This is a genomic window from Cognatishimia sp. WU-CL00825, assembly GCF_040364665.1.
Classification (GTDB): Bacteria; Pseudomonadota; Alphaproteobacteria; order Rhodobacterales; family Rhodobacteraceae; genus Cognatishimia.
The window spans coordinates 2030200-2044440 of sequence record NZ_BAABWX010000001.1 but is presented as its reverse complement, the minus strand read 5'-3'; the positions used below and the strand labels follow the sequence as shown (position 1 = coordinate 2044440).

Annotated in this window: 15 protein-coding genes and 1 tRNA gene; 13 read left to right on the top strand and 3 right to left on the bottom strand. The window is 51.0% G+C overall.

Going from position 1 to position 14241, the window contains the following annotated elements:
* The first annotated feature begins 112 nt into the window (after positions 1-112).
* From ABXG94_RS10065 to hisD, 5 genes are read left to right on the top strand one after another with little or no spacing between them, the layout of a single operon-like run.
* Positions 113-277, top strand: a complete 165-nt coding sequence (locus ABXG94_RS10065; RefSeq protein ID WP_353533866.1) for a hypothetical protein — start codon at positions 113-115, stop codon at positions 275-277.
* Positions 278-282: 5 nt separating this feature from the next.
* Positions 283-1551 (top strand): UDP-N-acetylglucosamine 1-carboxyvinyltransferase, encoded by a 1269-nt coding sequence (gene murA, locus ABXG94_RS10060; RefSeq protein ID WP_353533865.1) that lies wholly within the window; start codon positions 283-285, stop codon positions 1549-1551.
* The gene (locus ABXG94_RS10055) at positions 1548-2027 is read left to right on the top strand and encodes a DUF2948 family protein (protein ID WP_353533864.1); all 480 of its coding nucleotides are present in this window, start codon (positions 1548-1550) and stop codon (positions 2025-2027) included. The genes murA and ABXG94_RS10055 overlap by 4 nt, the downstream gene beginning before the upstream one ends.
* A gap of 8 nt (positions 2028-2035) precedes the next feature.
* Complete coding sequence (locus ABXG94_RS10050; RefSeq protein ID WP_353533863.1) at positions 2036-2497, top strand: GNAT family N-acetyltransferase; 462 nt, start codon at positions 2036-2038, stop codon at positions 2495-2497.
* A 44-nt stretch (positions 2498-2541) separates the two neighbouring features.
* Complete coding sequence (gene hisD, locus ABXG94_RS10045) at positions 2542-3846, top strand: histidinol dehydrogenase (protein WP_353533862.1); 1305 nt, start codon at positions 2542-2544, stop codon at positions 3844-3846.
* Between the two features lie 157 nt (positions 3847-4003).
* On the opposite strand, the gene ABXG94_RS10040 is transcribed toward hisD, so the two are convergent.
* Complete coding sequence (locus ABXG94_RS10040; RefSeq protein ID WP_353533861.1) at positions 4004-4762, bottom strand: SDR family oxidoreductase; 759 nt, start codon at positions 4760-4762, stop codon at positions 4004-4006.
* Positions 4763-4904: 142 nt separating this feature from the next.
* On the opposite strand from ABXG94_RS10040, the gene ABXG94_RS10035 reads away from it, so the two are divergent.
* The 8 genes from ABXG94_RS10035 (at position 4905) to ABXG94_RS10000 (ending at position 10125) form a co-directional block, all read left to right on the top strand.
* A complete protein-coding gene (locus ABXG94_RS10035; protein WP_353533860.1) occupies positions 4905-5384 on the top strand; it encodes a UPF0262 family protein in 480 nt (159 codons plus the stop codon).
* A 2-nt stretch (positions 5385-5386) separates the two neighbouring features.
* Entirely contained in the window at positions 5387-5842 is a 456-nt protein-coding gene (locus ABXG94_RS10030) for an arsenate-mycothiol transferase ArsC (RefSeq protein WP_353533859.1), read from the top strand.
* A 73-nt stretch (positions 5843-5915) separates the two neighbouring features.
* Complete coding sequence (locus ABXG94_RS10025; RefSeq protein ID WP_353533858.1) at positions 5916-7700, top strand: tetratricopeptide repeat-containing sulfotransferase family protein; 1785 nt, start codon at positions 5916-5918, stop codon at positions 7698-7700.
* 236 nt (positions 7701-7936) lie between these two features.
* Positions 7937-8155, top strand: a complete 219-nt coding sequence (gene infA / locus ABXG94_RS10020) for a translation initiation factor IF-1 (protein ID WP_007205486.1) — start codon at positions 7937-7939, stop codon at positions 8153-8155.
* A gap of 39 nt (positions 8156-8194) precedes the next feature.
* Positions 8195-8773, top strand: a complete 579-nt coding sequence (locus tag ABXG94_RS10015; protein ID WP_353533857.1) for a Maf family protein — start codon at positions 8195-8197, stop codon at positions 8771-8773.
* Complete coding sequence (locus tag ABXG94_RS10010) at positions 8770-9792, top strand: ribonuclease E/G (RefSeq protein ID WP_353533856.1); 1023 nt, start codon at positions 8770-8772, stop codon at positions 9790-9792. Before ABXG94_RS10015 ends, ABXG94_RS10010 begins: the two co-directional genes overlap by 4 nt.
* Positions 9789-9971: a DNA gyrase inhibitor YacG gene (locus ABXG94_RS10005; protein ID WP_353533855.1), complete on the top strand. Its 183-nt coding sequence runs from the start codon at positions 9789-9791 to the stop codon at positions 9969-9971. Before ABXG94_RS10010 ends, ABXG94_RS10005 begins: the two co-directional genes overlap by 4 nt.
* A 79-nt stretch (positions 9972-10050) precedes the next feature.
* Positions 10051-10125, top strand: a tRNA-Phe gene (locus tag ABXG94_RS10000).
* Positions 10126-11744: 1619 nt separating this feature from the next.
* Here ABXG94_RS10000 and ABXG94_RS09995 read toward each other — a convergent pair.
* Positions 11745-13418, bottom strand: coding sequence for a flotillin family protein (locus tag ABXG94_RS09995; protein ID WP_353533854.1), 1674 nt, complete (start codon positions 13416-13418; stop codon positions 11745-11747).
* A gap of 48 nt (positions 13419-13466) precedes the next feature.
* The gene (locus ABXG94_RS09990; RefSeq protein WP_353533853.1) at positions 13467-14159 is read right to left on the bottom strand and encodes a YqiJ family protein; all 693 of its coding nucleotides are present in this window, start codon (positions 14157-14159) and stop codon (positions 13467-13469) included.
* Between the last annotated feature and the right edge of the window lie 82 nt (positions 14160-14241).

The window sequence follows — 14241 nt, the reverse complement described above, 5'->3', positions numbered from 1 at the left end:
CCGTCGCATAAAGACAGATTGTCTCGTCAACCGTGGCGCGGTGATTAGCCTCAAATTTCTAACTGTGCAAGGGGATCTAGAATGTTTTTTTCGGCTCATGTAATGAAAGCGCATGGAAAATAAAAAAACACCAACAAATCGGTCAAAGCCTGCGCAAACGCGCGAGGACCGATTGAAAGCAGCTTTGAAGGCAAATATGGGACGTCGCAAGGCGCAAGCCCGTGCGCGCACCGAACCTGCGGGTGATAAAGAGACAGGCGCTCAGGACAAGGATTAGGGCAGATGGATTCAATTATTGTTAAAGGAAATGGTCCGCTGAATGGCCAAATTCCCATTGCAGGTGCAAAAAATGCTTGTCTGACCCTCATGCCGGCAACGTTGCTCAGCGAAGAACCGCTGACGTTGACCAATGCACCTAGGCTGTCTGATATCAAAACCATGACCCAGCTATTGCAGTCATTGGGAGCTGAAGTGTCCTCGCTGCAGGACGGCAAAGTCATCGCGATGTCCAGCCACAACATTGATAATCACATCGCTGATTATGACATTGTGCGCAAAATGCGGGCCTCTAATCTGGTGCTTGGCCCGATGATTGCGCGTCTTGGTCATGCGGTTGTGTCTTTGCCCGGAGGCTGCGCGATTGGGGCGCGGCCGATGGATCTGCACACCTATGGACTTGAAAAGCTGGGTGCTCAGATCGAATTGAAAGACGGTTATTTGCACGCCAAAGCCCCAAAGGGCCTGAAGGGCGCGGAAATGACATTGGCTTTTGCCTCTGTTGGGGCAACAGAGAATATCATGATGGCGGCAACATTGGCCAAAGGCACAACGGTGATCAACAATGCCGCCCGTGAACCTGAAATCCAAGACCTTGCAACCTGTTTACGTTCTATGGGCGCGCAAATTGAAGGCGACGGTAGCCCGTCAATTGTTATCCAAGGGGTAGATCGCCTGAGTGGCGCGACTCATCCGGTTGTTACAGATCGCATCGAACTAGGCACCTATATGCTTGCCCCAGCCATCGCGGGTGGTGAAGTTGAGCTGTTGGGTGGGCGCATCGAACTGGTTGGCGCGTTTTGCGAAAAACTGGATGCGGCTGGAATTTCTGTCGAGGAAACCAAGGCTGGTCTGAAAGTTGTGTGCAAAAACGGTCGGGTCAAAGCCGTGGATGTGGTGACTGAACCTTTCCCGGGCTTTCCGACTGATTTGCAAGCCCAGATGATGGCGCTGATGTGTACCGCCGAGGGCACGTCGGTTCTGGAAGAAAAGATCTTTGAGAACCGCTTTATGCATGCCCCCGAGCTAATCCGTATGGGGGCCAGCATCGAAGTGTCCGGCGGTACAGCAACTGTACACGGCGTTGAGCGCCTGAAAGGTGCGCCCGTAATGGCAACTGATTTACGCGCTTCTGTTTCTTTGATTTTGGCGGGTCTGGCGGCCGAAGGCGAAACCATCGTGAACCGCGTTTATCATCTGGACCGCGGCTATGAGCGCTTAGAAGAAAAACTTGGGAATGTTGGCGCGGTGATAAAAAGGGTAGATGGCATATGACCCAAGACGCACGATTTGAAGATGGGCAGGAAACGCCGCTAAACTTGGGCGCGTTGGATGCCGAAGATCTGCAAGTGATTTCGGCTTTAGCTCAAGATGCGGTGTTTCCGGTCACGGAAATGACCTGGCGTGCCAGAGAGCGCCGCTTTGCCATCTTGCTTAACCGATTTCGTTGGGAAGACGCCCCGACGGCCAAACAGACGGGGCGCGCCGTCGAGCGGGTACAATCGGTACTTTTGGTCGAAAATGTGCTAAGCGTTTCCAGTCAGGGCGTAGATCGAAGTGACAAAGAAACAATCCTTTCGCTGCTTTCTTTGACCTATGAACCGCTCAAAGATGGGGCAGGGCATATATTGCTTACATTGGCCGGGGACGGCGTTCTAAAATTGTCCGTAGAGGCGCTGGAGGCGACGCTTAAAGATGTGACACGCCCCTATTTGGCACCCTCAAAGCAAATGCCGACACACGAGACTTGAGCCTGTCGATGATCAGGCAGGCGGTTGAAGCAGACGCGCAAAGCATCAGCCGCGTATTGATCCGTTCGATTACCCAGCTTTGTTTTGATGATCACAAGGATGCCCCTGAAGCCATAGCAAGTTGGACGGCTGAAAAATCGCCGGAAGACATCGTGCGCTGGATCAACGCAGGCACGCAGTTGCGCGTGAGCGAATGCGATGGCCAGATTGCTGCAGTCGGAGGGTTCCTGACGACAGGGAGAATCCTTTTGCTCTATGTACACCCAGCGTTTCGCGGCGCGGGGCATAGCAGTGCATTGCTGGACGCAATGGAGCAAGAAATCGCATCTTTTGGCAATCAACAGGCCCAGTTGGTTAGTTCACATACGGCGCTGGGCTTTTATCGGAAAAGGGGCTGGCACTCAGATGGCCCAGAAGTCGCGTGTTATTCGACTCAGGGGCAGCCCATGAAAAAGCAGCTTATTCCTTGAGGCTCTGAGCGCACAGCGCTATGAGCACATCAAAGGAGAGCCGCATGCCCCAGTTTCTAAATGCTTCGGACGCAGATTTTGAAACCAAGTTCACCGCACTTTTGGGTGCAAAACGGGAAGACAGCCCCGATGTCGATGCCATAGTTGCTGATATCATCGCGCAGGTGCGGGCACATGGTGATCAAGCGGTCATTGATCTTACGGCTAAATTCGACCGGCTTAAATTGACGCCGCAGTCTCTACGCTTTTCCGAAGCTGAAGTAGAGGCCTTTTGTGCACAGGTGAATGCAGCAGATCGCGCTGCGCTGGAATTGGCGGCTGACCGTATCCGCGCCTATCACCTTAGACAACTGCCCGAAGATCAAAGCTGGACCGACCAAACCGGCGCGACACTTGGGTGGCGTTGGACGCCGGTCTCTGCTGCGGGGCTTTATGTTCCTGGTGGTTTGGCAAGTTATCCTTCTTCGGTATTAATGAATGCTATCCCTGCAAAGGTGGCAGGCGTTGCACGCTTGGCGATTGTGGTGCCCACACCGGATGGCGTGGCCAATCCGTTGGTGTTGTTGGCGGCCCGCCTGGCAGGGGTTGATGAAATCTATCGAATCGGCGGTGCTCAGGCTATTGCGGCCCTAGCTTATGGCACGGAAACCATTCCGCCTGTGGATAAGATCACCGGTCCGGGCAATGCTTTTGTTGCGGCGGCCAAACGCCGTGTGTTTGGCAAAGTGGGGATCGATATGATCGCCGGCCCATCAGAAATTTTGGTGATTGCTGACAAAGATAACAATCCAGATTGGATTGCGTTGGATTTGCTCAGCCAAGCCGAGCATGACGAAAGCGCTCAGTCGATATTGATTACTGACGATGCGCAATTTGGGCAAGAGGTGGCCAACGCCGTTGAGAAACGCTTGGAGACACTAGAACGCCGCGCAATTGCTGGCCCAAGCTGGCGTGATTTCGGGGCAATCATCACTGTGCCAAATCTTGATGCGGCTGTTGAATTGTCCAATCGCATTGCGCCCGAGCACCTAGAGCTTTGTGTGGCAGATGCAGAATCGCTAAGCGAAAAAACCATTCACGCGGGGGCGATTTTTATCGGCCAGTATACTCCTGAAGCCATAGGGGATTATGTCGGCGGTCCCAATCACGTGCTGCCGACGGCCAGATCCGCGCGGTTTAGCTCTGGGCTTTCAGTGATGGATTTTGTCAAACGCACTACCCTGTCCAAGATGGCCCCGGACAGTTTGCGCGCCATTGGTCCTGCAGCTGCAAGACTTGCTGAGAGCGAAAGCCTAGAGGCACATGGCTTGTCTGTCCTTGCGCGACTGGACGCGTTGAACAAAGAATAGATATTTTTTGTCAAAGAAGACCGGGCCCTTCCCATCGCAACCGGATCCCCTCAAGGCTGCGAGGCTTCTTTGACACGGCCATCGGCGTCCCCGCCTGTTCCGCGTGCTCAATATTGCGCTGAATTCCTAACGAAGAGTTATCGCCGCCCAGAAAAGGTCAATAATGCGTCGAATACCCACCGTCCACCGCAATGACCTGCCCTGTAAGGTAGGATGCAGCCTTTGATGCCAACAATAAAACTGTTGGTGCTAGCTCCGCCGGTTCGCCCCAACGACCAAGTGCTGAATTTGACTTCAATCGTTGCGCCAAGGCCGGGTCTTTGCTGGCTTCTTGGTTCGGCGATGTTCTGAAAAATCCAGGTGCAACCGCATTTACATTGATGCCTTTGGGGCCCAGCTCAGCAGATAGGGCTCGGGTCATGCCAATGAGACCAGATTTTGCTGTGGTATAGGCCGCGTCTCCGGGTTGGGCGACTAACCCCGCAAGAGATGAAATGTTTATGATACGCCCATAGCCGTTTTTTTCCATTAATCTTGCGGCAGATTGTGCCAGGAAGAACGGCGCGACAAGGTCTACATCCAAAAGACGTGTGACATCAGCATGGGTAAATTCGGGGAAATTGCGCCTATCTCTTAGGCCGACGTTGTTAACTAAGATGTCGAGGCCTCCAAGGTCCTCAAACTGATTAAACTGAGCCACTACCGCACTGTGGTCTGCCACGTCAAAAATCGCGGAACGTGCATTTACTCCAATATATTCAACGGCTTGGTGTACGTCAGTTTTCTGCCTACCATTGACCCAAACTTCTGCCCCTGCGCTCGCGAGTAATTTTGCAATTTCAAAGCCCAGACCTGCACTACTGCCAGTGATCAGCGCGCGCTGACCGGCCAAAGAGAATACACCGTAATCTGTCATAATCGCCCCTTTTTTCTTGTTCTCTGCGATTTTACGAATGTTGCCAAGTGCAACGGTATTAATACTTATGTCGCTCTGCCGCATTGCTGTATTGCAGCACTTGGGTTACCCATTTGGCAACAGGACAGGTAAGAGTTTAGAGATGAGCCGTATCAGCCGTATTGAAATAGACGATCGCAATCTGCCGCCGCCTACGCCCGAAATCGAGCAAGAGCGCCGTGTAGCGATGTTTGACTTGGTCGAAAAGAACGTGTTTGCCTTGCCAAAGCGTACGGATCGACCAGATCCAACGGGCCCGTTTCAGCTCGAACTTGCGATCCGCGACAAGCGATTGGTATTTGACCTGACCACTGAGAGCGAAGAAAAGGCGGCGGAATTCCACCTGTCATTGTCGCCGTTTCGTCAAGTTGTCAAAGATTATTGGCAGATTTGCGAAAGCTATTTTGATGCAGTGAAAAACATGCCTCCAAGCCAGATCGAAACCATCGATATGGCTCGACGTGGCATTCACAATGAGGGTGCGCGCATTTTGATAGAGCGTTTGGAAGGGAAGGCCGAGATTGACAACGACACAGCTCGTCGCCTTTTTACGCTGATTTGTGTGCTGCATTTCGGAGCGTGACAATGGCCGCTGATTTTCCGCAGTCCGTGTTGTTTTGCTGCGATCACAACGCAGTGCGCTCTCCGATGGCCGAAGGGGTGATGAAAAAACTGTTTGGCACTGATAGCTATGTGCAATCAGCCGGGTTGAAAAACGATCTGGAAATCGATGGATTCGCCATTTCTGTGTGCCAGGAGATTGATGTGGAACTATCGCGCCATCGGTCTCGGTCGTTTGAAGAAATGGAACAATGGGGCGATCAGCTCTCTAGTTTTGATTTGATTGTTGCGCTGACACCCGCGAGCCATGCCAAGGCAATGGAACTGACAAAGTTCTTTCATACGGATGTTCAGTTTTGGCCGATACCCGATCCGACAGGCAAGGGGGAAAGCCGAGAGGCAAAGCTGGTGGCCTATCGTTTGGCCAGAGACGAGATTATTTCGCATTTGAAACATAATTGGGGTGACGCAAGTCAATAGGCGCGCAGGCTAACCAAATCTTCGCATTTTTGTTGGACCGTGAGTCTGACAAGTGGCTAAGAGGATTTGTAAAATGCAGCCCATCGTTAAGGAGACCCAAAAGGCCTCTGAGCTTCATGTGTTGCAGCGCCTGCTGAACAAGGGACAATTTCGTCAGCTGCATAAGATGGCGACGCGCGCGCAAAGACGCTTTCCAGAAGAGGCCGTAATTCAAGGTTTTTTGGGGGCGGCCAGCACGGGATTGGGCCGGCTACGACAGGCCATTGTTCTATACAAGCGTGGCATTGCAATGGACGCTAGTATTTCCATGCTGCACCGTGATCTGGGCAATTTGTATTTGGCAGTTGGCCAGAACGCCTTGGCGGCAACGTGTTTTGTCACGGCACAGAAACTTGGGCCTTCTGATGCAGACCTTACATTTCGGCTTGGCACGGCGTTGATGCGGTCAAATCGGTTGCGCGAAGCGCTGACGCAACTTGGAGCCGCGCTTGCTAGGGATCCAAAAAACCCGATTTATGCTGGCACACTTGCAGAGGCATTTGAACTAGCTGGCTTGTTCGAGGAAGCTATTAAGAGCTATGAAATTGCACTTAAACTTTCGCAAAATAACCAGAGTTTTCAACTGGCTCTTGGCCGATGTTGCTATAATTCTGGCCAGGCTGAAAAAGCGCTCGAGATAGCAGAGCAAGGCCTAAAGTCAGACCCCGCGTCAGAGCAATTTTACGGCCTGAAAGCTGCTGCGTTGGGCGCATTGGGACGCATTGATCAGGCCAATAATTCCCACCGAGATGCCATTGTGTTGGGCAAGCCGCAAGGCAATCATTTTTATAATTTTGCATTGCGGCACGATATGTGCACCGAGCCTGAAATTTCAGAGCGAATAACAGGCGCTCTTGATCTTCCGCAAAGTCAACGTGATGCCAAATATTTGCATTTCGCCATGGCAAAACTGTGTGAAGACAACGCAAATTATGATCGTGCATATGCGCATTATTGCGAAGGAAATGCGCTGCAAAAACAATACTTGGCCTATGATGTTGGTCGCGACATCGCGCTATTTGAGAAACTCAAAACGGCATTTGCGGTGCCAACGCCAAACCTTGCGCAAGCTCGCCGCGCGGCGGGGCCAAGACCCATATTCATCGTCGGGATGCCACGTTCCGGCACAACATTGGCCGAAGCCATACTTGCGCGCCATCCCGATGTGATGGCGTGTGGCGAAACCAGCGCATTGTTACAAAGCGTGGTAACATGCCTGCCAAACCAAGAGGCCCCAGATGTGGATCAGGCTGCCGCATTGCGACAGGATTATTTGCGGCGCTTACCGCCTTGTGCCAGACAAACCGCGTTTTTCACCGATAAGATGCCGACCAATTTTCGGTTAATCGGTCATATTCTTATGGCAATACCTGATGCGTGCGTCATTCACATGCGACGTGACGCAAATGCCGTCTGTTGGTCCAACTTTCGCACGCTTTATAGCTCGATGGGCAATGGGTTTTCTTATGATCCAGAGGATCTCGTGTCCTATTATAAGGCCTATCAGCAACTAATGGCGTTTTGGCAAACCCGATTTCCGTCCAGAATCTATTCTCTGGACTATGAACAACTTGTTCGCGGGCCAGAGAACACAATAAGGAACTTACTTGTACAAGTTGGCCTGTCTTGGCATGCCGCATGCCTTAGCCCTGAAAAAGGCAACCAACCGGTGACAACGGCCTCCCAGTCTCAAGTTCGGAAAAAGATTTACCAAGGCAGTTCAAAAGCTTGGCTGCAATATAAATCTTTGGCGGGGGAGTGGATGGATAAGTTAAACGAGGGTGAAAATGCCTCCAAAACCGATCACGTTGAGCTGTAATGCAAAAGATTCTTAATAATGAAAAGATCTATGGTGAAGCAGAATTCTAAAGGTTTCTCTGCCAAACCCTATGGAATTTTGTCATTTTTTGCTGCTTCCCAGCCGATTGAGGCCGGTATTCAATCAAAACTTGCCATAATTCGGAGATGCGGTTCGAATAACCCTTGTAAAAAAGAGAATTTGCGCCCATTTAAAGGCCGCTCGCAAATGGCGAGTGCTACGCTATAGGAGAGACCATGGCCAAGGAAGAACTGCTCGAATTCCCCGGTGTCGTAAAGGAACTCCTGCCGAATGCGACGTTTCGGGTCGAGCTGGAAAACGGCCATGAAATTATTGCACATACGGCAGGCAAGATGCGTAAAAACCGCATCCGTGTTCTTGCTGGTGACAAAGTCCAAGTTGAAATGACCCCATATGATCTGACCAAAGGCCGGATCAACTATCGTTTCAAATAACGCGCCCTGTTGCGCGGCCTTAGGTGCGGGACCGAAGATATGAAGCTCATTCTTGGTTCTGGAAGCCCGCGCCGCAAGGAATTGCTTGCTCAGATCGGTGTGGTTGCGGATGATATTCGCCCCCCCGACATTGACGAGACACCCCGTAGGGGTGAAGCGCCGCGCGCATATTGCGGTCGTATTGCCCGCGAAAAAGTTGCCGCAGTACGGGCAGATCACACTGATATAGTTTTGTGCGCTGATACAACCGTGGCTTTAGGTCGGCGTATTCTGGGAAAACCCCAGGACGTTGCCCAGGCTGCCGAATTTCTAATTGCCCTGGGTGGACGTCGCCACAGCATTATTACATCTGTGGCCCTGCGTAAGGGCGACCAGATGTGGCACAAAGACGTGGTCAGCTTCGCCAAGATGAAGCGTCTTTCGGACCAAGAATTGAACAGCTATCTTGCGACTAACGACTGGCAAGGCAAAGCTGGTGCTTATGCAATTCAGGGTCCCGCTGGTGCTTTTATTCCTTGGATTAGCGGATCATTTACTGGCATCGTTGGCTTGCCACTTGCTGAAACCGCTGCCCTGCTAAGCGCCGCAGGTTTTCCAATGTATAAGGATTTCCCATGAAGGGTCGCCAAATCATCCTAGACCAAGTGAACGACCGTGAGGCTGCGGCGCTAATGGTTGACGGAAAACTGTCTGATTTCTTGATTGATGGCGATGCGCCACGTCCAGGCACCATTTATCGCGCGGTCGCAGACCGACCGATCAAGGGTCAGGGCGGCATGTTTTTGCAGACACCGGATGGCAGCGCGTTTTTGCGTCAGGTCAAAGGTCTGTCACCGGGGCAAACCCTGTTGGTTCAAGTCACCGGATACGCAGAAGATGGCAAGGCGATTCCGGTCACCGCACGAGTGTTGTTCAAAAGCCGCTTTGCAATTGTGACCCCAGAAGCGCCTGGCTTGAACGTTAGTCGGAGCATACGGGATGAAGACACACGCGATACATTGAAGGGCATAGCCCATGACGTTATGCGTGAAAATGGGATGGGATTGATACTGCGTTCCAGTTGCGCAACAGCCGAGCCTGAACAGATCGCAGAAGACATCGCAGCGATGCAAGATCTTGCGGAAGCTATTTTGGCGGATGCAGAGGGTGCAGCAGAAATGCTGTTGGAAGGCGATGGGCCGCATTTGGTGGCTTGGCGCGAATGGACCGATCCTGCCGAAGTTGTCACCCATGAAGCGGGATTTGAAGACCTTGGTGTTCTGGATGCGCTAGATGAATTGCAGTTTTCCAAAGTGGCGCTAGGAGCCGGGGCATATATGTTCGTCGAGCCTACCCGAGCGCTTGTTGCCGTTGATGTGAATACTGGCAGCGACACATCACCGGCGGCAACATTGCGCGCAAATTTGGCGGCTGCGAAAGATTTGCCGCGCCAGTGCCGCATTCGTGGAATAGGTGGGCAGATCACACTTGACCTTGCGCCTATGGCAAAAAAGGATCGTCGTGCGTTTGAAACGGCAATTCGGACCGCATTGCGCGCTGATGGTGTTGAAACAGTTATGGCTGGATGGACGCCTCTTGGACATTTTGAATTGCAACGCAAACGTGAACGTTTGCCTGTGGCTGCCCTGCTGTCATGAGCTGCCCAATTTGCAAAAAGACGACCTCTGAAACCTATCGGCCTTTCTGCTCCAAACGTTGCGCTGACATCGACCTGGGAAAGTGGCTAAGTGGCGGTTATACTTATCCAACTGAGCCAGAAGAGGGCCAAGAAGCAGGTCTTTTGCAACCCGGAAATAAAGACAATCAACTTCACTGACTTTTTTCAATTTGGCTCTGGACACCACCCCAGCAGTGACATAAAACGCCGCAACCCGAGTGAGAAATCACTCTCCCGTGCCCGGGTAGCTCAGGGGTAGAGCAGTGGATTGAAAATCCTCGTGTCGGTGGTTCGATTCCGCCCCTGGGCACCATTTTTACCAAGTAAAAGCAATGAGTTAGTCAGCTTGTGGATATTGCTCGGATTCGGCCTAACACAAAATTACACATTTTTTGTTGTGAGGTTCAGGTGGCCGAGAAACCCACGATTTTGGGCGACAAATTTCACATCTTCAAGCGTGAAATGACCCGCTTTGGTCGCGCTCGGCTTATCTTGACGGGTGAAATCGTCGAGTAAGCACCAAACAAACGAGTTTGGCGAAGGCAAGGGGCTTCGATGAGGACGAGTACCCCATTAAAGTTTCAGGAAATACAACTTTCCCAAAAATGCTCAATAAAAACTAGGGTAGGTTCGAAACGCAAAGCACCTGGTAGGTGGCCAAATCCGAGATATTTGATTGCTCATCTTCGCGCCAGAAAACTTCATGCCAGCTTGGGCCACATATCGACCAAATGCGTTTGCTGGACATTTTCCAAATTGTATTCGCCTCGTCTCCCGTGAGGCGTTTTATGCGTTTGTCATTAGCCAACAGATAAACAAGAGAGTGAGGCACGTTACTTGGTTTCTCAAAATTATGGGTGTCCAACCAGCTACGCAGAGTTTGAGCGGGAGTGCCGACCAAAAAAGTAGCTTCAACGTAACTTTCAAAATTTGTGTAATGCCAAAAGAATGTGTGTCGTTGGAGGTGTTTGCTTTCACGAATTTCCGCGTTTAGTTCAAATGTTGTGAGAAAAGAGCTGCATGCAAATAGCACAAGAAAAAATGCAGTTTTTTGAAGGCTCTTTAATAGAGTGAAAAGCTTGCGGTACTTGCGATACGCGATTCTATGCATAGGAAATTACCAGCCCAAATTTAAGGCGCGAAGTAGCCAAGGTGGCAATGGAATGGTGCGCGTCGTTAAACAACTCGAAGGAACACGATGCGCCTTGAAGCGCCATTTGAACCAAAGATCTCCATTTGTTCACATTCGTTAAAGCTGTGGAGGCGAAGTTCGGATACCGCAAGAGATATATCAATTCCGGGCACTGCAAATTCATCAACCTGTTTCCTTTCGGTGGTGGTTTGTACAGCTAAATGACAAAAGCACATCTTATAAGAAATGCTACCTACACAGATTTCAAGTGATCGATTTTTGATGATTTTTTGGGTTTATCTAAATCAGCCAATACTAAATTTTTGCCTTTTAATGGGGCACCGCTAGGTCTGTAACGCTTTGCCCCCGTTTTTTTGTCAAGGAAGTTGACTAAGGGTCAAACTATTTCAAGCGCGAAGCAGTGGATCAGGCGCAGAACCTACCCATCCTACAAAGTCGCTTGAGAAGTCGTCCTCGAATACATCGAACGGTTCCATAGCGCGAAACGAAAGCAGATAAACAACGGTTTGCTGACATCCGTTGATTTCGAAGAAAAACAGCTTAAAAAGCGAAGGCAGGTATTAAAAATACTGCAGCAAAAGTCTGTGCCGAGTCCAAAGCTCCTTATGATTTCTGTGCAGTGAATGTCGGCTTAAAGGGGCGTCAAAACGGGTTATCTTTTTTGGACCAACTCTTTGGTAATTGCAGTTGCGCTAGCTAAACATCGGTTTTGAAATCCAAAGCTGGCAGGCCTCGCTGGAAAAGAAAGGGCTCCGACAAAACACGGAGCCCCATTGCCGTTATTGCATTGTCTCAGCTTCGGAGTTCATTGGTGGGACGGTTTCATCGGAAGCGACTGGGTTTTCAAGGGTCGATTCAACGACACCAGCTATACCGTTCTCCAAGCTGATCCCCAGTTCTTTTCCCAGCGCCTGCATCGCGGGCATCTGCAGGGCCATACCCAAAACAGAGTCCAGTGCTTGGTTTACAGGCGTTCCACCTTTGCCCATGGTCTCACCATTGCTTTGTCCGCCACCCATGCCTGTGACTTGATGAATTTTGATCGAGTCGATCTTTTCTGCGGGCTTGACCATTTCGGCCACAATCCCAGGCAGCGCCTCAAGACTTGCAAGGCGAATCTTCATTGCGATGATCTCGGCGCTTAGTTCATTCTCAGAGTTGGCAATCGCGGTCTGACCTTCGGCTGTGGCTAGTAAATCGGTCTTTTTTGCGTCGGCGCGAACAATAATCGCGTTAGCATCAGCCTGAGCTTCCTCCAACTTCGCCGCAGCTCGGTCACTTGCCGCATCCTTTTCAGCCTGAGCCGCAAGACGGATACCCGTCGCCTGACGCTCGGCTTCTTTTTGAGCTTCAATCAATGCAATCTGTTTCTGACGCTCTGCCTCTGCAACAGCGCGGGCAGTTTCAATTGCTTCTGATGCTTTTTTAGCTTCAGCTCGGGCGTTATCCGCTGATGCACGCGCTTGGCTTTCTTCTTCAGATTTTCGCGCAACAATGATCTGACGTTCTTGGTCTGCAACCTCCAATTCACGCTCTTTCGCGATCTCAGCTTCACGGATGGTCCGTTCGCGTTCAATCTCGGATGCACGCACCGCACGTTCGCGTTCAATGCGGGCCTGATCTTTGGCCTGATCAGAGGCTTCTTGATTGCGTGCAATCTCGGCCTCTTGACTGGCTTGAAGCGACTGGATTTCGCGGATTTGCGTGATAGAGGCTTCTTGTTGTTCGCGGTCAATCTGATACTTCAGCTTTTCAGCCTCCATTTCTGAGCGCGCAACAGATACGTCTGCTTCCGCCGTAATTTCAGCGCGTTCCTTACGCGATGTCGCGATTACAGCGGCCAGTTTCTGCATACCAACGGCATTAAACGCATTGTTTTCATCCAGCTGTTCAAATGGGGTTTGATCCAAAGCGGTCAAAGAAACAGCTTCTAGTTCCAGACCGTTTTTCAGCAGATCTTCAGAAATCGCATTCTGCACCTCCTGGACAAAGCTGGCACGGTTTTCATGCAATTCATCCATGGTCATCTGGGCCGCAACGGCACGTAGCCCGTCAATCAGCTTACCCTCAATCATCTCGCGCAGCTGATCTACATGAAAGGTGCGATCTCCAAGGGTCTGCGCCGCACGAGAAATCCCATCTTCGGTCGCGTTAACCGAGACGTAGAATTCAACCCCAACGTCGACACGCATACGGTCTTTGGTGATCAACGACTGTTCGTTCACTCGGGCCACTTCAAGGCGCAGGGTCTTCATGTTGACCATCGAAATTTCATGTAGGAACGGCACAACAATAGTGCCGCCATCCATGATAACTTTTTTGCCACCCGACCCGGTCTTTACCAAACTGGTTTCGCGGGTTGCGCGCTTATAAAGACGCGCCATGATTAGGCCGATAAAAATAAGCAGGCCGACAATGATACCCGCGAAAGTAAGAATTGAAATTATATCCATGAGAAACTCCTTCGTACTATGTGTATTAGCTTGGGGGCCGGTGGCGGCTTAGATGACAAAGAATTTGTCACCACGCTTGCGAATAAGCGTTACATCACTGCCCTGTCGGAAAACGCCATCGTCTTCCAATGGTTCGACCCTGATATAGTGGATGTTATCGTGACGGTCTTTGATCTTAGCCTCGGCGGGTTTGCCGCGACTGGCGGTCCCTTGGGTAATCGTGCCGCGATGACCACCCAAAAATCGGGTGCGCATCGCGCTGCTTTCTGTTTTGGGCATAATCAAAGCGACCCAATTGGCAATGAGGCGTGTGACGCTAAGAGCGGGTACAATAGTAAGCGCCACCGCCAGCCACATGAACATTGGACCTCCAATGAGTCCCGTCGTTATGGACTGAATAATCAGACCAATCAGACCAAAAGTTGTTAGAAAGGACACAAGCCAGATCAGGAAGGGCACATCGCGCGCGCCGATCCAAGTCAGGACACCAGATGGCGCAATGGGGCTATCAGCTATGTCGCCCGTCACACTCAGTGCGTCAAAATCGATGTTACCATCAACATCAATATCCATACTCAAATCGAAGTCTGGGTCGATATCAATATCCGGCCCTTCGCCACCAAGGCCAAGGACCGTAACTCCCAAAAGAGCACTCAGGATTTCAAGGATGAATAGGCCGGCAACAACGGCAAGTGCAATCGCAAATGGGATGGCTTCTGGAGCCAAAAATGAATTAAACATCGCTTTCCTCTCCATTTTTATATAACACTAATTCTCACAAATGTTAGGTATATATGTTCTTTTTTTGGCAATACTTGTCAAA